Source organism: Oribacterium sp., assembly GCF_057249185.1.
The window spans coordinates 1-19,093 of sequence record NZ_DBHIGR010000011.1 but is presented as its reverse complement, the minus strand read 5'-3'; the positions used below and the strand labels follow the sequence as shown (position 1 = coordinate 19,093).

Here is a 19,093-nt window from a genome sequence, read left to right as displayed (position 1 = left end):
AGATGATGAGTTTTATGAACGATGAAAATCATCAAGTACAATCCAATGCAAAAACAAGCTACACTCGTCATATATATAAAATATGCATCTTCAGAAATAGACATTTTTGAATCATAAAACACCAAATTCACACAAAAAGAAACAAAAATGGGAAAAGCAAAAATAATTTTAGGATTAAAAATGTCTCCGGTGTTTTTTGCTCTAATAAATCCACTAACTAATATAACAACTAGTACAATCCCTAATAGCACCTTCATTGCACTATTTCCTCCAAAGATAACTTATTTCTCCTAGGGTAAATTGCTCAAAATAGTTTCCATCATCCTTTTTTCAGAAAAAAAATCCTCATAATTTTTGCTAACATTATTTAATTTATTTTTCACTCGATCAAAAGGAATATCTTCTAAATTTTCAAAAAATATAACATTCGGGAATATATCTTTTTTTTCTTTAAAATATGGAGCATTTGTAAGTAAGTTTCGATTTAATAGCATTGACTCTGAAAATCTAGTTGTGGGCGAATATGCATTATTTTGTATCAATTCTAATACACACCTAGATTGAACAACGTGAGATAGTACTTCTTCAAACGCTAAACTCCCATAATGTATCTTGTCTGAATATAATCTTTCCCTCTCGGGAACTTGAGTTATATGGAAGTCACAAATAAACCCCTTGCTAGTAAAAAGCTCAAATGCTTTTATAATTTGTTCATATCTATCTTTAGCAGAAGCAACAAGTGTTATATCCCATTTAAATTCCCTATTTCTTGGAAATTCTTTCAATAAATGCATTGAAAATGGTTCCAAGCAATATGACATCCCATATTTTTCCGCTTCTACTTCATCGAATGTTACCAACAAGTCAAACTGTTTTCTTACTTCTTCTATTATCAAATTGTGGCGTTTAATCAAGTCAATAAAATAACAAACTAATTTACCATTGGAAAAATGACTTCTTAAATATTGTGTTAATACGTGCCCATAGCTATCATAATCCCAACTGTAAATAATAAAAATAATGTTGTCATCAACTTTCCATCCCAATTGATTGATTTTGGTCTTTATAAATCGATCAAAATATAAAAAGGATATTGTTTTTTTTATCTTAGACTGATTATTCCCATATATTGTCCAGGCCTTTGCTACCTTCCTACAGAAATTTGGCAAAAAGATAGCAGTGGAATAACTATGGTCATCAAAGCCTCCATATAAATATTTATTTTCTATAGAATCCAGCCCTATAAAGACAAATTTATAATTACCTTTCATTTTTACTCCTTTAAATTCCATGTTACCTCTATTATCTAATACCATAATCATTTTTAACTTCCACTATATCGAAAGTGATTCAATTATTATTTACTTTTTGGTATATGCATATCATCTTTTCATGAATACTATTCTTTTCTAACGGTTCCAATCTCTTTTTTTCTCCTAAACGATAAGAATTCATAGTATTCAGCATTTTATATAAGCCTTGCTCCCATACTTTCACCGTATTTGGATGTACCAATAAACCATTTTCACCATCTTTAATCAAATCTGTATTTCCTCTTATCTTGGACGCAATTACAGGTTTTTTCATAAACATGGCTTCCATCACCGAAACGGAAAGTCCTTCTCTCTTAGAGGGAAAGGCAAATACATCAGCAGCCTCCAAAAGAGAGCAGATATCCTCTCTGAAACCAAGCAAGCGGAGAGAAACGCCATTTTCCTCTGCCAATGTTTTTAAATGCTCTTTCTGATTTCCTTCACCGGCAATCATATAAACAATGTTTTGTCCCTTCAATCCGGCTAAAGCCCGCACTACAACTTCATGATTCTTGTTTTTATTTAATTCCCCGACAGATAGGATAAAGATATCTTCCTTGGAAAGTCCTAGCTCCTGCCTCTTCTGTTCCCTGGAAATGCCTAAATTTTGGAATCTTTTACTATCTATTCCTACTCCCGGAATATATACCGTTTTCTTTGCATGAAATTTATATTTTGCGCGGTAATAGTCTTCTTTATTGATGGTAATGAGACAGTTGGTCCAATAAGATAAAAGTAACTCTATTGGATAATAAATAGCCCAGTTTAAAACACTTGCTCCTTTATAAAAATGAAATCCATGAGCTGTATAAATTATTTTTGTTTTTGTTGCATGCCCGGCAATTCTTGCGATAGCTCCACCAATTGGACTGTGACAATGGCAAAATAGGTATTGGTTTTCAATCATCAGTCGTTTCACTGTACGATAGCATTGAACATGCTTTCCTATTTGAACCGGAGAACGAGAAAAATCTACATGAAAACACCTTACACCTTGTTCTATTAACTCTTTTTTTAGCTGTTTAGCACTTTCCTCGGAAAAGGTACTTCCGTTTTTAAAATTACATGCAACATCAACTTTATATCCCATTTCCTGTAGAAGAGATATATTGTCTCTATTAAACTGCCCTATCATTGATGCAACAGAAGCTAATATTAAGACTCTTTTTTCCATAAATCTATCTTCCCTCTGTTCTTCGAATAGACTCCTTAAAAGAAAAGATTTGATAATCTTCTATATACCGGGAACAATCTTCTCGATAATATCTGGAAGAAAATGCCTTTTTCCCTAAAGTACCAATCTTTCCCGGCACGAATTGTAATGCATGAATAAGTGTTTTTGTTCCCGGTACGGAGAAACATGTCCAGTGATGTACTCTTGCAATTTCCCGAATCATCTCCCCTGTATCAACATACTCTTTGTTTTGTGGGAAAAATATCCCTCTTTCCTTATTTTCAATCATGAGCCTTATAAACTCGGCCAAATTTCCAATATAAAGCATTGAGCGCCTATTCCCTACTACCGGAAAAAATGGTAGCATCTTGGCTAATTTGACCATCTTCGGATAATTTCCCTTACATTCCTCCCCATAAATCATAGGTGGACGAAGAATAACAACATTGAATTGATCTGATTGCATTTCCTGTAAAGTCAAATCGGCCTGCAGCTTTGAATCTCCATAATAGTTTTGAGCCTTCATCGGAGTCTTTAAAGTAATACAATCTTGCTCTATCCCTGAATATACAATCATGGAACTCATAAAAATAAATTGTTTAACGCCTTCTGCTTTTGCTTTTTTTGCACATGCAATCGCAAGATCACGATTTACTGCATAATACTTTGCCTCCGGACTATTTTCATTATCCTTTGAGTCTTTTCCATGAGCTACTTTTTTTACTCCCTTTGTGTCATCATCCTGATGCGCTATCCCTGCCACATGAAAAACCACATCGTAGGAAGAAAAATCTATCTTTTTCCATTCATCTCCAAATAAACTAATCGTGTCTATTAAATATCGTCTTGATGCAGGATAATCGGGAAATAGCTTTTGATTATACTCTTCTAAATATTGCTCGACCTGTTCTCCTACGTAGGAATGAGCGCCGGTAATTAAAATACGAATGGCTTGCTTATCTTGCTTACCTTTCAAATCACATTCTACTTCTGACCCGTCTTTGTCCTTATCAACAGATCCTGCCTGCTTCAACTGTCCCGTCCCCCCTTCTACCACGCCGTCTTTTCTGAGCACGGAAAAAATAGTTCCGAAGAAACAACGCAGATCCATAAGGAATCCGATTTTCTCCACATATTCCCCGTCCAGTTTAGCCTTATCCGGAATTTCTATAGAGTCTCTGCCGTTAATCTGCGCCCAACCGCTAAGCCCCGGCTGGATATCGTTGGCATTGTATTTATCTCGCTCTGCCGTAAGTAAATCCTGATTCCATAAGCCCGGTCTTGGCCCGATGATAGACATATTTCCCACAAAAATATCCCAAATCTGGGGAAGCTCGTCTAAAGAATGAGCCCGAAGGAATTTACCCATGCGAGTAATATACTGCTCCGGATTCTCCAGCATGTGGGTTGGGGTGTCGTGGGGAGTGCACATCTTCATGCTACGGAATTTATGCAGAGGAAAATAGCGTTTATTCTTCCCTAGACGCTTTTGGGTGAAAAAGATAGGCCCCGGATCATCCAAAAATATAGCGATGGAGAGGAAAAGAAAAACCGGAGACAGTAAAATCAAAGCAAAAGCGGAGAGGATAGTATCTCCTCCCCTTTTAATTACTCTTGTATAGAAGTTAGGAATATAGTCACTATCTCCTACCGCTTCCAGATGCCCTCTTACCCCGTCTGCATTTTCCGCTTCAAAAGGGTTTTCCACGAATATAACCTTCTTTCCCTCAAAGGGATTCCGGTATTCGGAAGATTGATTTTCTCGTTTCTTATGTCGAAAAATAGAAGTATTTTTATTTTGCCGGCAAGGCTTCTTATTCTCACTGGAAAGTGCAGAGGAACAAGACTTCTTTTTCCATAGGGAAAGTAAGAGAGTAAGGCCTGCCAGACATCCTCCCAGGATAAGCGCTATCCAAGCTTTCTGATTGCTATCTTTATGGTTCCGCATAACTCCTCCACTCTCTTGTTTACAGTCTCCATCGCTTTGTGCCTATTTTGTAGATTCCTGTTTTGTAGTTTCCTGTTTTTTAGATTCCTATTTCCCAGCTTCTTATTCTACAAACTTATTTCTTCTTAGCATTCTGCTTTTTTTCACAAGAATATAGGTACTGCCTAAAATTTTTCCTTATTCCGCCGGCTTATAGGTCCCTACAATATCCTTTACCATTTCCCGGATATCCTCCTTGTTCTTGTAGGCAGCTTCCATCAGCTCGTCCACCTTTCCAAGGAAGGCATCAATATCGAAACTTAATGGTTTTCCGATATGAATACGCTCGTTGGCGGTGTTCTGCAAGCCCTCTTCCGCCATCAGCTTTTCTTCGTATAGCTTTTCTCCCGGGCGGAGTCCGCTGTACTGTACCTTAATATCGATATCCGGCTTAAATCCGGAAAGGCGAATCAGATTTCTGGCCAGGGTATCGATCTTAACCGGGCTTCCCATATCCAAGACAAAGATTTCTCCCCCCTTTGCGAAAGTCCCCGCCTCTAAAACAAGGCTTACCGCCTCAGGGATGGTCATAAAATAACGAATAATATCCGGGTGGGTCACCGTTACCGGCCCTCCCTTTTCGATTTGCTTTTTGAAGATGGGAATGACGGAGCCGTTGGAGCCTAATACATTTCCGAAGCGTACCGCCACAAATTCCGTCTGGATATCCTGGAACACTGCTCCGGTTCCGTCTTTATCCGCATTCTCCATGCCCTTATGGGTGAAGAGCTGGGGGATATCCTGTACCCGTCCTGCCTTAATCTTATTGTCAAAGGCCTGGATAATCATTTCGCAAAGTCGTTTGCTGGCCCCCATAATATTGGCAGGATTCACCGCCTTATCCGTGGAAATCAGCACAAAACGCTTGCAACCGTTTACCATAGCCGCATAAGCAGTCTTGTAAGTTCCTAAGGCATTGTTCTTAATGCTTTCACAGGGGCTGTCCTCCATCAAGGGCACATGCTTATGAGCCGCCGCATGATAAACGATTTCCGGTCTGTACTCCTTGAAAATCTGAAACATTCTCCGGGAGTCTCGTACGGATCCAATCAACACCAGTAAATCCAGCTCCGGAAAATTTTCCCGTAGCTCTAATTGGATATTGTAGGCATTGTTCTCATAGATATCGAAGATAATCAGTTTCTTAGGGCTGTGGCCTGCAATCTGCCTACAAAGCTCCGAGCCGATGCTGCCTCCGCCGCCGGTAACCAATACCGTTTTTCCGTTAATAAAGGAGAATACTTCCCTAAGATCCACCTTAATCGGATCTCTTCCCAGTAAATCCTCCACGGAAACCTTCCGCATGGCACTGGCACTGACCTGTCCGGTAACCAACTGATACATTCCAGGAAGATTCTTCAGCTCACAGGTGGTTTCATTACAGATTTGCAGAATATCTCTTCTTTGAGAAACAGTAGCGGAAGGAATTGCTAAGAAGATTTTATCCACGGCAAATTTTTCTACCGCCTCCAAAATGCTTTCTCTTCCTCCCACCACGGGGATATTGTCAATCAGTCTTCCCCATTTGTTTTTGTTGTCATCGATAATACAAACTACCGCCCCGTCCACTTCTCCGGAGCGTTGAATATCACGAATCAGCATTTGCCCTGCGGCTCCTGCGCCTATCACCATAATCCGATGATGGCTTTTCTTGTTATTGACCTTTCGGAGAAGCAGGATAAAGCGATAGGAAAAGCGAATGCCCAGTACCGCCAGATACTGTAAAATGGCCCCGATGACGTAGTAGGAAATGGGCATTCTTCCCCAAAAAAACGTGATGCCGATGATATGAAACATGGAGCAAATGACGGTGGCCATGCTTACCCGAAGAAGCTCGGAGTAACTGGCAAAGCGCCAGATGCTTTTATAAAGCTTTAAAAACCAAAAAACCGCCAAGGAGCCTGGGATATAGAAGGGAAGAAACGCTTTCCAGCCTTCTATATATCTAGGATCAATGGTGCTGTAGCGCAAATCATAGCGAAGCCAAAGGGCAATCAAATAGGAAAAGCTGAGGGCAAGGGAATCATAAAGCATCAGTCCCAAAGCAATGATATGCCAATGCTCTAATCGAAAGCCCTGCCCTTTCTTTTCTCGTTGGGGCACTTTCCCCCCATCTTGATTATCTATATTCTCGCTAGACATCTTGTCCTTAGTATTTTCCATGAAGAATGATTTCTCCTATTGCTACAGTCCTTGTACTTGTTGTTAAAAAAATCTGTTCACTCTTTTTTCTCGGGCGATGAAACGAAAACTTGTTTTTCCTGCTCCGAGTGGCTGATTTTGTTATTCTTACGCAGTGAAGGGGAAGCTTTCTCCCGGCTGCACGGTAACATCTTCTACCGTCTCTTCACCCTTGGTGATTACATAGTGTATACCGTATTTTTGGAAGAAGCTTCCATAGCTGTCGTCTGTGGACTTACTATAACGGAAATCCTGTACTGCTGCGGCATTGGAAATCTCCCGCATCAGCTGATCCAAGAAAATGGTCAGGGCTTCATTGCTGACATTGTCCACAATTTCCGCATTGACTTCTACCATATGGGTATCATTACTTCCGGAAATCGTCAGATTCTTTACAAAAGGGAAGTCCTCAGGATCCATGCTATCTATCACATCGTCGGAAATCTGGTCGAAATCGATAAGAATGACCTGATCAGCAGCCGCTGTGGTTAAATTTGGAGCAGAATTCACTCCGTACTTGGGTTTGCAGGAAACAAGAAAAAATAATGCCAAAAGGCATAATAAAAATCCTCTTCTATTCAACATGATAACTCCTTAAAAATTAATTTTTCTATATATTCTCTTTTATCTTATATGCTAAAGCAGTATAGCATTGAACAGACTTTTTAGCAATTTTTTATGAATCACATTCTCTTATTTTAGAGACTTTATAAGAGCACTATTATACTGATACATCTATTCTTTAGCCAAGCAGATTGGCGCCATTGCCTCCAACACTTTTTGAACAATCTTATCTTGAAGATAAAAATCCTTCAGATTCGACTTGTCATAGGGATAAGGGGAATCTTCTGTTTCTTCCATTAGTAAATCTGTAAAATATCTTTCCCAGCTAAAATATTTTTCACTTTCAATATAATTTTCCGCTTCTTCAAGCTTTTGTCTAATGGACGGTTTATTTAAAATATCCGCATACAATAAAAGCCATTCAAAAGATTCCGGAAGATAGAGTTTGATATTTACATTCCCCCTAAGTAATTGAGAAATATGAGCCATTTCCGGCCCAAATGCTGCTCCATCCGCTATCACCAATGTTTCTTTCTGCTGTTTATCAAGCAATCTTTTTTGTAAAATCCCTAGAATATTGGATTTTCCCCCTGCGTTTTCGCAACAAATCCCCCTTGTCTTGGAAACCTGAGAAAAAAAGGTAAATCCTGCTTGAGAATCCTCCGTTATTAAGGACTTTACCAAAATCTTTCCGGGATTTGTCTCCGAGTATATCTTATAAAACAGGTTATATACCTGCCTTGTATCCATATATCTTCCCGAACAATGAATCCCGTATATTTCTTCCACGGAGTAAGGCAAGGCAGGTAAATTTTCTCTGGTAATCAACACATAATAATTATTGGAATTACGAATTCTTTTTGCAAAATCCTTAGTTTTTAAAAACCTGCTGTCCTCGTCAACAAAGACTATAGAATCATGAATATTTTCCAGTGTTTCCTGCCAATATTTTCCGGAAAGAGCTACACAGGCCTTATCGCATTGAATTTGCACGCCAGAATCCTTGCCAAGATTTCCATATTCTTCAATCATTGAGAAAAGCGTTGTTTTTCCTGTAGCACTATCCCCTCGAATAATAGTGATATTTCGTTTTATAGAAAATGCAAAGCGAATCCGCTTATTTTGTATGACAATGTGGTGCATTCCCTTCATTTTAGAAGTCCTCCAAAGGAATTTTAATAGCTTCCTCTAAATACGCCTTGTAGCTTTTTACCATATTGCCGGTATTTAAGATAAATGCGGAAAATCCTTCCACAGTGCTAAAATCCATGATGTGATGCAAATTAATGGTTAAATCTTTATGAGACGCAATGGTAGAAATCCACTTGGCGCAATTATCTCCGCAAGCCGATCCATTAAAGATATGTCCGCTGTTATCAAAAGCCATCAGCAAAAGGGTCTTGACTCCCCCGGAAAGCCTTTCAGGGGGAATCGGTCCCAATATCGGACTCTCAATTAGATGGCTACTAACCACCTTGGATTGATCCACATCTTCTATCATTGCCTTTGCCAAGTCCTCTTCCAGCCACTCATCCTCATATTGATTGTTAAAGTATATTGAAGGCGTATAAATTGCATTTTCCATTTCTCCGAAAAAAATCTTTAACAAAGTACTTCCTCCTAAGCTAGAGTCTTGACCACACGATTCTAAGCTATCCTATCACATTTTCCTTAAATCTTGAATTTAAGTTTTTCTTATTCACAGTAATAAAAAAGACGCATCCCTTAAAGGATACGCCTTTTCTATACTTCATTCTTCGAAAAGTACAAACAGCCTTAACATCGTGCTGTACTGACTTTATTTAAGTCTTAACCCGATAAGCCGATTACTTTCTTGGATTCTTAATCTGCGCCTGTGCTGCAGCAAGACGTGCTACCGGCACACGGAATGGAGAACAGGAAACATAATCCAGTCCGATATCATGGCAGAACTCAACGGAAGAAGGATCTCCACCGTGCTCACCACAGATTCCTACGTGTAAGTGCGGATTTACAGGCTTTCCTAACTCGATAGCCATCTTCATCAGCTTTCCTACACCAACCTGATCCAGCTTAGCAAATGGATCGGACTCGAAAATCTTATTGTCATAGTAAGCATTCAGGAACTTTCCTGCGTCATCTCTGGAGAAGCCGAAGGTCATCTGGGTTAAGTCGTTGGTTCCGAAGCAGAAGAAGTCTGCATTCTTCGCAATCTCATCCGCAGTGAGGCAGGCTCTTGGGATTTCCACCATGGTTCCTACCTGGTATGCAAGATTTACGCCGGCCTTCTTGATTTCCTCATCAGCAGTCTCTACAACCACCTTCTTAACAACATTGAACTCCTTCACTTCGGAAGTAAGAGGAATCATGATTTCCGGATTCATCTTCCAATCAGGATGCTTCTTCTGTACGTTGATTGCCGCACGGATAACAGCCTTGGTCTGCATAACGGCAATTTCAGGATAGGTAACAGCAAGACGAAGTCCTCTGTGTCCCATCATCGGGTTGAACTCGTGCAGGGAAGTGATGATGTCCTTGATTTCCTGTACGCTCTTGTTCTTTGCCTTAGCCAGCTTCTCGATTTCCTCTTCCTCCTGTGGAACGAACTCGTGAAGAGGCGGGTCTAAGAAACGGATGGTAACAGGATTGCCCTCAAGTGCCTCATAGAGTGCCTCGAAGTCTCCCTGCTGGTAGGGAAGAATCTTCTCTAATGCTTCTTCTCTCTCTTCCTTGGTGTCGGATACGATCATCTCACGGAAAGCGAAGATTCTTTCGGGATCGAAGAACATATGCTCTGTACGGCAAAGTCCGATTCCCTCTGCACCAAGCTCTCTTGCCTTCTTAGCATCCTGAGGAGTATCCGCATTGGTACGAACGGCAAGCTTTCTATACTTGTCAGCCCAAGCCATGATTCTTCCGAACTCTCCGGCAATGGAAGCATCCACGGTAGGAATAACGCCGTCATAAACATTTCCGGTAGAGCCGTCTAAGGAAATGAAGTCTCCCTCGTGGAAGGTCTTTCCTCCTAAAGTGAACTTCTTATTTGCCTCGTCCATGACAATGTCGCCAAGTCCGGATACGCAGCAGGTTCCCATTCCTCTTGCAACTACGGCTGCGTGAGAAGTCATACCGCCACGAACGGTCAGGATTCCCTGAGCCACCTTCATTCCGGTGATATCCTCAGGAGATGTCTCCAAACGAACCAGGATTACCTTTTCTCCACGTGCTGCCCAAACTTCCGCATCGTCAGCAGTGAACACAACCTTACCGCAAGCAGCTCCGGGAGATGCGCCAAGTCCCTTTCCAAGAGGAGTAGCTGCCTTTAATGCCTTCTGATCAAACTGTGGGTGAAGAAGGGTGTCCAGGTTACGAGGATCAATCATAGCAACTGCCTCTTCCTCGGTACGCATTCCTTCATCTACCAAATCACAAGCAATCTTTAATGCGGCCTGAGCGGTTCTCTTACCGTTTCTGGTCTGCAACATATACAGCTTTCCGTGCTCTACGGTAAACTCCATATCCTGCATATCTCTATAGTGCTTCTCTAAAATCTGACAAACTTCTGTAAACTGCTTGAAGGCCTCAGGGAACTTCTGCTCCATCTCATTGATGTGCATAGGAGTACGAACACCGGCTACTACGTCCTCTCCCTGTGCATTGGTTAAGAACTCACCGAACAATCCCTTTGCTCCTGTTCCGGGGTCTCTGGTAAATGCTACACCGGTTCCGCAATCGTCACCCATGTTTCCGAAAGCCATGGACTGAACGTTTACAGCGGTACCCCAAGAGTAGGGGATGTCGTTGTCTCTACGGTAAACGTTGGCTCTTGGGTTATCCCAGCTTCTGAATACCGCCATGATAGCCCCGTAGAGCTGCTCCTTAGGATCGGAGGGGAAGTCGGAACCGATCTTGGACTTGTACTCTGCCTTAAACTGCTCAGCCAGCTCGTGTAAGTCCTCTGCAGTAAGGTCAACGTCCTGGGTAACGCCCTTCTTTGCCTTCATTTCATCGATAAGCTCTTCGAAGTACTTCTTTCCTACTTCCATAACTACATCGGAGTACATCTGGATAAATCTTCTGTAGCAGTCCCAAGCCCATCTTGGATTGTTGGACTTCTCAGCCAAAACTCTAACAACATCTTCATTTAAACCAAGGTTCAAGATGGTATCCATCATACCCGGCATGGAAGCTCTTGCTCCGGAACGAACGGACACTAACAATGGATTCTCATGATCTCCAAACTTCTTTCCTGTAATCTCTTCCATCTTAAGGATGTGTGCATCGATCTGCTCACGAATCTCGTCATTGATCGTCTTGCCATCCTCATAGTACTGTGTACAAGCCTCGGTAGTAATGGTAAATCCCTGAGGAACCGGTAAACCGATCTTGGTCATCTCCGCCAAGTTCGCTCCCTTACCACCCAAAAGCTCACGCATGCCTGCATCACCTTCTTTGAAAAGGTAAACCCATTTTCTTGCCATTGTGCATCCTCCTTAATCGATTAGGGAAAATGGAAAAAATTTTTTTCATTCCCGTCATTTGAAGTAGTTGTCAGATTGTTCGTGATAAAATACGAAAATCATACTCCGTCATTATAAACAAGAATAAAATGATAGTAAAGGGAGGAAACAGGTAAATTCAGGTAAATTCAGCTAAATTCAGCTAAATTCAGAGATTCCTCACAAACCACTACACAAAGACAAAAATCGCTTTAAAAGTATAGGAAATGAACAAGAAAAAAAGAGCCCGAAAAAAGCAATTTTATAAAATCATTGCTTACTTTCCGCATAGTTATTTTGCGATGCAGGGCAATCTGAGCCCGCGGGTACTTGCGGAAAACAAAGGTACTGCAGTTTTTCGCTTAGTACCCCTGCGAAGGCGAAGTTAGCGAGAGCGTGCCCTGCGTGCAAAGTGACTATGCCGGGAAGTGCTCTTGATTCTTAATGATTTTCTTTTCCGAACTCTTTTTTCTATTTCCTATGCTTTAAAGCGATATCCCACACCCCAGATTGTTTCAATGTATTGTGGCTTCACCGCATTTTCCATCTCAATCTTCTCTCGAAGCTTCTTGATATGTACGGTAACGGTGGCAATATCTCCTATGGACTCCATTTTCCAGATTTCCTGGAACAGCTCTTCCTTGGTGTATACCCGGTTTGGATGAGCCGCAAGAAAGGCTAAAAGATCAAACTCTCTGGAGGTAAAGGGCACCTCTTCTCCGTTTACAAATACTCTTCTGGCAGTGGTATCAATCTTTAAGCCTCGGATTTCAATGATTTCATTCTCTTCCTTACCGCTGTCCCGAAGTCTTGTGTATCTTGCCAAATGAGCCTTCACTCTGGCTACCAGCTCACTGGCGGAGAAGGGCTTGGTCATATAGTCGTCTGCCCCAAGGCCTAAACCACGAATCTTATCAATATCATCTCTTCTTGCGGAAACCAGCAAAATAGGGATGTCCTTCTTGCTTCGTACCTCCTGGGTAATGGAGAAGCCATCCCTTCCCGGCAGCATCAAATCCAAAATCAAAAGATCATAATTTCCTTCCAGCGCCTTCTTTAAGCCCTTTTCTCCGTCTCCCTCGGTCTCCACCTGAAAGCCGGACAGCTCCAAATAATCCTTTTCCAGCTCTGCAATGGAGGCTTCATCCTCCACAATCAAAATTTTCTTCTTCTCTTCCATAGACTTTCCTTTCTTGCTTCTCTATTTACTTTGTTTTAATGGATTCTTGTCTGGGGAAAGCATTTTCGTAGAACAAAATGGATACTCGTCCCCTCTCCCAGTTCGCTTTCCGCCCAGATTCTGCCGCCACTGTCTTCGATGATTTTTTTTACGATAGACAGGCCGATGCCGGAACCGCCGGTTTCCGTATTTCTGGCGGCATCTGTTCGGAAAAATCGTTCAAAAATATTGGGTAAATCCTTTTTCTCGATTCCTTTTCCGTTATCGGAAATCTCCACCTCCACAAAATCTCCCGCATCGGAAAGTACGAAGCGAATCTTCGGATCCTTCTTGTCCATATATTTAATGGCATTGGAAATGATATTGTTCAGTACCTTTCTAAGCTGCTCCGGATCTGCAATCACCTCCACAGATTCTTCCACCAGAAAGTCCGTTTCAAACTGATAACCCATGGCATCCAGATCCATGGCCACTTCCACACTGAAATCCTGAAAATATTCCAAGGCGGGCAACTGGCAAAAATGATAGGGAATCCTATTGGTTTCTATCTTGGCGTAGTAATTCAACTCATCAATCAGGCGATTCATTTCCACAGCCTTATGATAAATGGTTTGGATGTATTTTCGTTTTTTCTCCTCGGTGGAGGCTACCCCGTCCAGGATTCCCTCCGCATAACCCTTGATAGAGGTAATGGGAGTCTTTAAGTCGTGGGCAATATTGGTGACAAGCTCCCGGTTTTCCTGCTCGTCCTTTAGTTTTTCCTCCTGATTTTGCTTTAGGCGAATCCGCATTTTCTCAAAGGCCTGAGTCAGCTCTCCGAACTCATCGTGACTTTCCGCCTCCAAACTGAAGTCCAGGTCTCCGTCTCCGATACGCTTCGCCGCATTTTTCAGTTCATCCACAGGCTTTACAATACCGTTATAAATCCAAGCGATAAAAAATAATCCCGCAAAAATCAGGATAAAAATCCCCTGTCCTATACGAAGAATTTTCAGAAAGGAGAGATAAAATAAAAGAATAGGCAAAAGGGTGGTTACCACAAATCCTACCGCCACACGTCCCATAAGCCCGATGGGTTTCATAGTCTCCTCCTTTCCGATAATAGCTTTTATATTCTTGACTACTTATGATACAGGCTACTTGTGATATAAAGACTATTTATGCTTATATCCGCTAATCTATTCTGCTATTTTCCAAGCCTTATCTAATGAAACTTCGCAGAGCCGACACTCATCCTATATGCTTTTGGGAAAAGTCTAAGGCGGAGGCAATTACCATATCCATGTCGTAGTACTTGTACTCTCCCAATCGTCCGCCGAAAAGTACCTTTTCTTCCTTTTCGGAAAGGGCCTTGTACCGCTGATACAAAGCCTGGTTCTTTTCATCATTTACCGGGTAGTAGGGTTCCTCCCCCTTCTTCCACTCTGCACTGTATTCCTTGGAAATGATGGTGCTAGGAATATCTTTCCCTTCCAAGTCCTTTCCGAAGGTAAACCACTTATGCTCAATAATGCGGGTGTAGGGACTTTCTTCATCAGTGTAATTCACCGCGGCATTTCCCTGATAATTCTCTATAGGAAGCTCTTCCACCACGAAATCCACCTTCCTGTATTCCAACTCTCCCAAGGAGTACTCGTAAAAGGCATCAATAGGACCGGTAAATACAATCTTCTCCGCCTTTTCCATCCACATTTCCCTATTCTCAAAGAAGTTTTGAGACAGTTCCACGGGGATATCGGCAAGAATATTTTCCACCAGCTTGGTATAGCCCGCCTTGGGAATCCCCTGATATAGGGCGTTAAAGTAGTTGTTATCATAGGTTAGACGTACCGGAAGTCTTTTGATAATGGAGGCCGGAAGATCCTTGCAATCCCTGCCCCACTGCTTTTTGGTATAGCCCTTAATCAATTTCTCATAGATTTCCCTTCCCACCAGGGAAATAGCCTGCTCTTCCAGATTCTTAGGCTCGCTAATTCCCGCGGCCTTCCGTTCTGCCTCAATTTTCTCCTTGGCCTCCTCAGGGCGGGTAACTCCCCACATCCGATTGAAGGTATACATATTAAAGGGAAGGGAATAGATTTCTCCCTTATAGTTGGCAATGGGGGCATTGGTAAAGCGGTTAAATTCCGAAAAGCGGTTCACATACTGCCAAACCTCTTCATTGTTGGTATGGAAAATGTGGGCACCGTAATGATGAACCATGATACCATTTTTCTCATAGCTGTAAACATTTCCCCCAATATGATTCCTTTGGTCAATGACCAGAACCTTCTTCCCCCGTTCCTTTGCCTCTCTAGCAAAAACAGCGCCAAAAAGTCCTGCACCCACTACCAGATAATCAAACTCTGCCATCTATTCCTCCAATCTTGTCTCGACCAATTCACTGCTCCCTATTTTACCAAAGCTTTCAGAAGAACGATAGCGGAAAAACAAAAAGAAAGGAGGACCTTAGTCCTCCTCCAATCCCTCTAAGGTTCTATGCAATAATTTCTTCAATACCTGCATCTCCTCTTCGCTAAGAGATATGCAAGCCCGCATCCCCTCCGGAATGCTCAAGGCTTTTTGCTTTAGTGCCTCTCCCTCTGCACTAATGCGCACACAAAGAGCTCTCTCATCCTCCTGATTGCGAGAGCGTGTGAGTAACCCCTTCTGCTCCAATCTTTTCAAAAGGGGCGTCAAGGTTCCGGAATCCAGATATAGGGCTTCTCCCAAATCCTTTACCCGCACTTCTTTTTTCTCCCAAAGCACCATCATGGCAATATACTGGGTATAGGTCAAACCCAAGGGATCTAAAAACGGCTTATATTTTCTTGTTACCTCCTTTGCACATGCATAAAGAGGAAAACAAAGCTGGTTTTCCAGTCTCAAACTTAAGTCGTGATCTGCTTTCATTTATAGTCCTTTTTCATTAATATAGCTTACTGCTGCAAGTCCTGCTACTGCACCGTCGGAAGCTGCTGTTGCCAGCTGACGGATAGCCTTGGTTCTACAATCTCCTGCGGTGAAAATGCCGGGAGTCTTGGTCAAGGTACTTTCCCCTGCAGAAATGTATCCCTTACCGTCTAATTCTACCAGTTCAGAGAAGGCCTGATTGTCCGGCGCCTGTCCGATGGCCACAAATAAACCGTCCACCTTCAGGGTTCTCTCTTCTCCATCCTTGTTCGCCACTACAACACCGGTCAAACCGGAGGCATCACTTTCCAGTCTCTTTACGGTGGAATTCAAAACCAGTTCCACATTGGGCTTTGCAACCAAACGATCTACTTCCGCCTTGTCCGCTCTGAATTCGTCCCTTCTGTGAATCACATAAACCTTCTGCACATAGTCGGAAAGGAAGGTAGCATCCTCCACTGCTGTGTTTCCGCCGCCGTTTACCGCTACCACCTTGCCACGGTAGAACATTCCGTCACAGGTTGCACAGTAGGAAATGCCCTTTCCCACCAGTTCCTCTTCCTTTTCCACGCCAAGGCTTCTGTTCTTGGCACCGGTAGCAAGTATTACGGTTTTTCCTTCGTAGCTCTTATCCTTAGTCTTTACTTCCTTGAACTGTCCCTTGTCTTCAATTCCCTCAACCTTCTCAAAAGCAAACTCTGCGCCCAGATTTTTTGCCTGATTATAAAGATTGGTAGCAAACTCAAAACCGGAAATCTTCTGGATGGCCGGATAGTTTTCAATTTCCGGAGTGTTGATAATCTGTCCGCCGTAAGAAGCCTGCTCTAAAACCAATACGCTTTTTCCGGCCCTCAGTCCGTAAATAGCAGCGGATAATCCTGCTGTTCCCGCTCCTACAATGATAATATCATGCATTGTTTTTCTTTCCTTTCTATGACTCTGCTTTTCTACAAGAAAAGGGCGACCGCAGTCACCCTCTTCTTCCCCTCCTTATAGAGGATATATCTTATGACCCAAACTACTCATCTTCCCTAAAGAATAGACTGCTTTCCTTCTTTAAAGAAAATATGCTCCGTTAAATTACTTTAAAAGATCTAAAACCTGTTCCTTCTGAATAAATCCTGTATTCTGCTTGTAGACCTGGCCATCCTTAAATACGATTAAGGTTGGGATAGCACGAACACCGTAGCGAGCCATCAAGTCCTGCTCTTCATCGGCATTAACCGCGTATACCTTAAAGCCCTGTGCCTCAGCTGCAATCTCTCCGATAATTGGAGAAAGCATCTTACAAGGTCCACACCAGTCTGCCCAGAAATCCACTAATACCGGCTCCTTGGACTGTAGTACCTTCTCTTCAAACTCTGCTGCAGTAATATTTGGTGCTGACATATTCATTCCTCCTTAAACAATTATAAAAGTAATTATTGATTTTCTTTACAGGTTTGATTGTACGCAATTAAATAGGATATGTCAAGTTCTCATTTCTAAAGAGTTTATAAAGTACAGAGTATCCTCCTGTATAGCATTAAATTTGTAAGTCTGCATTATTTAGCATTCCTTTAAACAGGTCATGATACATATCTCTTAAAGACTCTTCTATTTTGGATATTGTAGATATTTTATTTCCTGCATCTTTCGAAGATGATCCGCAAAGATAAAAGGCTTCATAATCTGTTCCATAATCAATAGCAAGATATCTATCATGATACATTGTTCCTGCGTTTTTTATTTTCAATTGGATGTTGGGATAATCTTGTTTAAAGTCATTTAAAATACTCTGCGTGAGCATATCCTTGTTTTTCAAATTTTCACTAAAGACTATAATTTCAACATTATCTTTAGCAGCCCTCAATAATTCCAGTGTTTTTAGACCTATGTAGTTATCAATTAAGAAAATGCTTTTCTTTGCAGACTTATATACTGTAGTATAGGCAAGATCAGCTTCAATCTTCTCTCCGTTCATCAGCAGAAAATGTTTATAGCTATTCGGATCTATAAAGTTATCCATTACTTTTTTAAAGTCTTCCTTCGATGCCAAAGTGCTTATCTTACTATTAAGTGTTGCTATTCTCTGGTATTCTGTGTCGTCTGTGCTGCTACTTGTATAAACGCTTTGGCATCGATAAACTCACTGTTTTCAACAAGGAAATCCTTCATCTGCTTAAACATTCGTATCAATGCCTTGCTTTGTTTTGTGGCAAGTTCCCCTTTTAATACAGTCATTAGCATATAAATTCCTTGTTCTGTAAAAGCGTAGGGGAGATATCTTCTACCGCCGGATCCCTGCTCTGAATTTGAGGTCGAATTTTTCGACCTCAAAATTTCCCACTCATCCTTTGATAGTTGAAACATAAAATCTTCATCAAACTTGTCAGCATTGTTTTTCACTTGTTCATTAAATCTCTTTGTAGAATAACCATATATTTCAGCCAGTTCAAAATCAAGCATAACCTTTTGATGTCTAATATTGAAAACCTTTTCTTTAATTGTATTTTTATCTATTACAATATTTTTTTCTTTTGATTCCTCCATAAACTTCCCCTTCCGATATACTTTATCTGTATTACCCAAGTGATAACTTCTCACTTGGGTTTGGAAAATATATCCTCTATTGTTTATAGTTTTCTACTCCTCCTGCTGCAAATATTCCTGAATCATACTGTAAGAAAATCCTTTTCGAAGCAGGGAGGCTGTAAGCTTCTGCCTCTCCTTCCAATCTGACAAATCTATATTTCTGCTTTTCTTCTCCAGCCAACGCTTTAAAGCAATTCTTTCCGGATCAGTTTCTCTTTGCTCTTCAAAGGAGCTTTCCTCTCCCTCTTCTCTATGCTTTTTTTGAAAATCCTCCAAGGCTTCTCGAATCACAGATCCGTCAACGCCTCTACCATAAAGCTTACTCTGCATATCCTTTGCGGAACGGCGATGAGCATTTTCCTCCAAATATTGCATACAATAGCGATAGTCATTGATGTAGTCGTATTCTTTAAGAAAGGAAAGGGTTCTCTCTATAATTTCTTCTGTATAATGCTCGGATTTTTGCAGCTTTTCCCGAAGTCTTCGTTCGGTCTTTGCCGCCCCTGTTAAGAGATAAAGGCTTCTTTCTTTGCATCGGTTATAGAGCCTTTCCTCCTCGGAAAGACTTTCTCTTCGTAAGGGGTTTAAGGTACCCGATAAATCCTCCGGATTCCATTCCTTCAAGTTGTTCCTCCTTTTGTCTACTCTTGATAAAGCTTTAGGAAAAAGGGGCTGTAAAAAATAAAAAAAAAAAAAAATAGATTTCGGCAATATAGGTCTAAATGAGGGGTAGTCTGAGCCCGTCGGTAC

18 protein-coding genes are annotated in these 19,093 nt (G+C 41.4%); all 18 read right to left on the bottom strand.

Features of this window, described 5'->3' with window-relative positions; genetic code table 11:
* Positions 1-257: hypothetical protein (locus ACO4PX_RS01490; RefSeq protein ID WP_485571059.1), on the bottom strand; the 257-nt coding region annotated here is incomplete at its 3' end.
* Between the two features lie 33 nt (positions 258-290).
* A complete protein-coding gene (locus ACO4PX_RS01485; protein ID WP_485571057.1) occupies positions 291-1,322 on the bottom strand; it encodes a WaaS/CpsH family glycosyltransferase in 1,032 nt (343 codons plus the stop codon).
* 28 nt (positions 1,323-1,350) lie between these two features.
* Positions 1,351-2,487 carry a glycosyltransferase family 4 protein gene (locus tag ACO4PX_RS01480; RefSeq protein ID WP_485571055.1) on the bottom strand — a complete coding sequence of 379 codons (1,137 nt, stop codon included), beginning with the start codon at positions 2,485-2,487 and terminating at the stop codon, positions 1,351-1,353.
* Positions 2,488-2,491: 4 nt separating this feature from the next.
* Positions 2,492-4,435, bottom strand: coding sequence for a sugar transferase (locus tag ACO4PX_RS01475; protein WP_485571053.1), 1,944 nt, complete (start codon positions 4,433-4,435; stop codon positions 2,492-2,494).
* A 177-nt stretch (positions 4,436-4,612) separates the two neighbouring features.
* Positions 4,613-6,637, bottom strand: coding sequence for a polysaccharide biosynthesis protein (locus ACO4PX_RS01470; protein WP_485571051.1), 2,025 nt, complete (start codon positions 6,635-6,637; stop codon positions 4,613-4,615).
* A 126-nt stretch (positions 6,638-6,763) separates the two neighbouring features.
* Positions 6,764-7,240, bottom strand: coding sequence for a hypothetical protein (locus ACO4PX_RS01465; RefSeq protein WP_007157048.1), 477 nt, complete (start codon positions 7,238-7,240; stop codon positions 6,764-6,766).
* Positions 7,241-7,390: 150 nt separating this feature from the next.
* Positions 7,391-8,371, bottom strand: coding sequence for a hypothetical protein (locus ACO4PX_RS01460; protein ID WP_007157049.1), 981 nt, complete (start codon positions 8,369-8,371; stop codon positions 7,391-7,393).
* 1 nt (position 8,372) lies between these two features.
* The gene (locus ACO4PX_RS01455) at positions 8,373-8,828 is read right to left on the bottom strand and encodes a DUF4869 domain-containing protein (protein WP_007157050.1); all 456 of its coding nucleotides are present in this window, start codon (positions 8,826-8,828) and stop codon (positions 8,373-8,375) included.
* A 217-nt stretch (positions 8,829-9,045) separates the two neighbouring features.
* Complete coding sequence (gene ppdK, locus ACO4PX_RS01450) at positions 9,046-11,679, bottom strand: pyruvate, phosphate dikinase (protein WP_007157051.1); 2,634 nt, start codon at positions 11,677-11,679, stop codon at positions 9,046-9,048.
* 496 nt (positions 11,680-12,175) lie between these two features.
* On the bottom strand, positions 12,176-12,877 hold the full coding sequence (locus ACO4PX_RS01445) for a response regulator transcription factor (RefSeq protein ID WP_007157052.1): 702 nt from the start codon (positions 12,875-12,877) through the stop codon (positions 12,176-12,178).
* A 35-nt stretch (positions 12,878-12,912) separates the two neighbouring features.
* Positions 12,913-13,959 (bottom strand): sensor histidine kinase, encoded by a 1,047-nt coding sequence (locus tag ACO4PX_RS01440; RefSeq protein WP_472446480.1) that lies wholly within the window; start codon positions 13,957-13,959, stop codon positions 12,913-12,915.
* A 148-nt stretch (positions 13,960-14,107) separates the two neighbouring features.
* Positions 14,108-15,229: a UDP-galactopyranose mutase gene (glf, locus tag ACO4PX_RS01435; protein WP_472446479.1), complete on the bottom strand. Its 1,122-nt coding sequence runs from the start codon at positions 15,227-15,229 to the stop codon at positions 14,108-14,110.
* Positions 15,230-15,325: 96 nt separating this feature from the next.
* The gene (locus ACO4PX_RS01430; RefSeq protein ID WP_315270551.1) at positions 15,326-15,769 is read right to left on the bottom strand and encodes a MarR family winged helix-turn-helix transcriptional regulator; all 444 of its coding nucleotides are present in this window, start codon (positions 15,767-15,769) and stop codon (positions 15,326-15,328) included.
* Positions 15,770-16,684: an NAD(P)/FAD-dependent oxidoreductase gene (locus ACO4PX_RS01425; RefSeq protein ID WP_308578724.1), complete on the bottom strand. Its 915-nt coding sequence runs from the start codon at positions 16,682-16,684 to the stop codon at positions 15,770-15,772.
* A gap of 165 nt (positions 16,685-16,849) precedes the next feature.
* A complete protein-coding gene (trxA, locus tag ACO4PX_RS01420; RefSeq protein ID WP_040648759.1) occupies positions 16,850-17,158 on the bottom strand; it encodes a thioredoxin in 309 nt (102 codons plus the stop codon).
* Between the two features lie 136 nt (positions 17,159-17,294).
* Positions 17,295-17,807, bottom strand: coding sequence for a hypothetical protein (locus ACO4PX_RS01415; protein ID WP_472451154.1), 513 nt, complete (start codon positions 17,805-17,807; stop codon positions 17,295-17,297).
* Between the two features lie 26 nt (positions 17,808-17,833).
* Complete coding sequence (locus tag ACO4PX_RS01410) at positions 17,834-18,301, bottom strand: ORF6N domain-containing protein (protein ID WP_472451155.1); 468 nt, start codon at positions 18,299-18,301, stop codon at positions 17,834-17,836.
* A gap of 93 nt (positions 18,302-18,394) precedes the next feature.
* Positions 18,395-18,967, bottom strand: coding sequence for a regulatory protein RecX (locus ACO4PX_RS01405; RefSeq protein WP_485571048.1), 573 nt, complete (start codon positions 18,965-18,967; stop codon positions 18,395-18,397).
* Between the last annotated feature and the right edge of the window lie 126 nt (positions 18,968-19,093).

Excerpts from the sequence above, each read along its gene's own strand:
- ACO4PX_RS01485 (WP_485571057.1), bottom strand. The coding sequence starts at position 1,322 with ATGATTATGGTATTAGATAATAGAGGTAACATGGAATTTAAAGGAGTA.
- ACO4PX_RS01480 (WP_485571055.1), bottom strand. The coding sequence starts at position 2,487 with ATGGAAAAAAGAGTCTTAATATTAGCTTCTGTTGCATCAATGATAGGG.
- ACO4PX_RS01475 (WP_485571053.1), bottom strand. The coding sequence starts at position 4,435 with ATGCGGAACCATAAAGATAGCAATCAGAAAGCTTGGATAGCGCTTATC.
- ACO4PX_RS01470 (WP_485571051.1), bottom strand. The coding sequence starts at position 6,637 with ATGGAAAATACTAAGGACAAGATGTCTAGCGAGAATATAGATAATCAA.
- ACO4PX_RS01465 (WP_007157048.1), bottom strand. The coding sequence starts at position 7,240 with ATGTTGAATAGAAGAGGATTTTTATTATGCCTTTTGGCATTATTTTTT.
- ACO4PX_RS01460 (WP_007157049.1), bottom strand. The coding sequence starts at position 8,371 with ATGAAGGGAATGCACCACATTGTCATACAAAATAAGCGGATTCGCTTT.
- ppdK (WP_007157051.1), bottom strand. The coding sequence starts at position 11,679 with ATGGCAAGAAAATGGGTTTACCTTTTCAAAGAAGGTGATGCAGGCATG.
- ACO4PX_RS01445 (WP_007157052.1), bottom strand. The coding sequence starts at position 12,877 with ATGGAAGAGAAGAAGAAAATTTTGATTGTGGAGGATGAAGCCTCCATT.
- ACO4PX_RS01440 (WP_472446480.1), bottom strand. The coding sequence starts at position 13,959 with ATGAAACCCATCGGGCTTATGGGACGTGTGGCGGTAGGATTTGTGGTA.
- glf (WP_472446479.1), bottom strand. The coding sequence starts at position 15,229 with ATGGCAGAGTTTGATTATCTGGTAGTGGGTGCAGGACTTTTTGGCGCT.
- ACO4PX_RS01430 (WP_315270551.1), bottom strand. The coding sequence starts at position 15,769 with ATGAAAGCAGATCACGACTTAAGTTTGAGACTGGAAAACCAGCTTTGT.
- ACO4PX_RS01425 (WP_308578724.1), bottom strand. The coding sequence starts at position 16,684 with ATGCATGATATTATCATTGTAGGAGCGGGAACAGCAGGATTATCCGCT.
- trxA (WP_040648759.1), bottom strand. The coding sequence starts at position 17,158 with ATGTCAGCACCAAATATTACTGCAGCAGAGTTTGAAGAGAAGGTACTA.
- ACO4PX_RS01410 (WP_472451155.1), bottom strand. The coding sequence starts at position 18,301 with ATGGAGGAATCAAAAGAAAAAAATATTGTAATAGATAAAAATACAATT.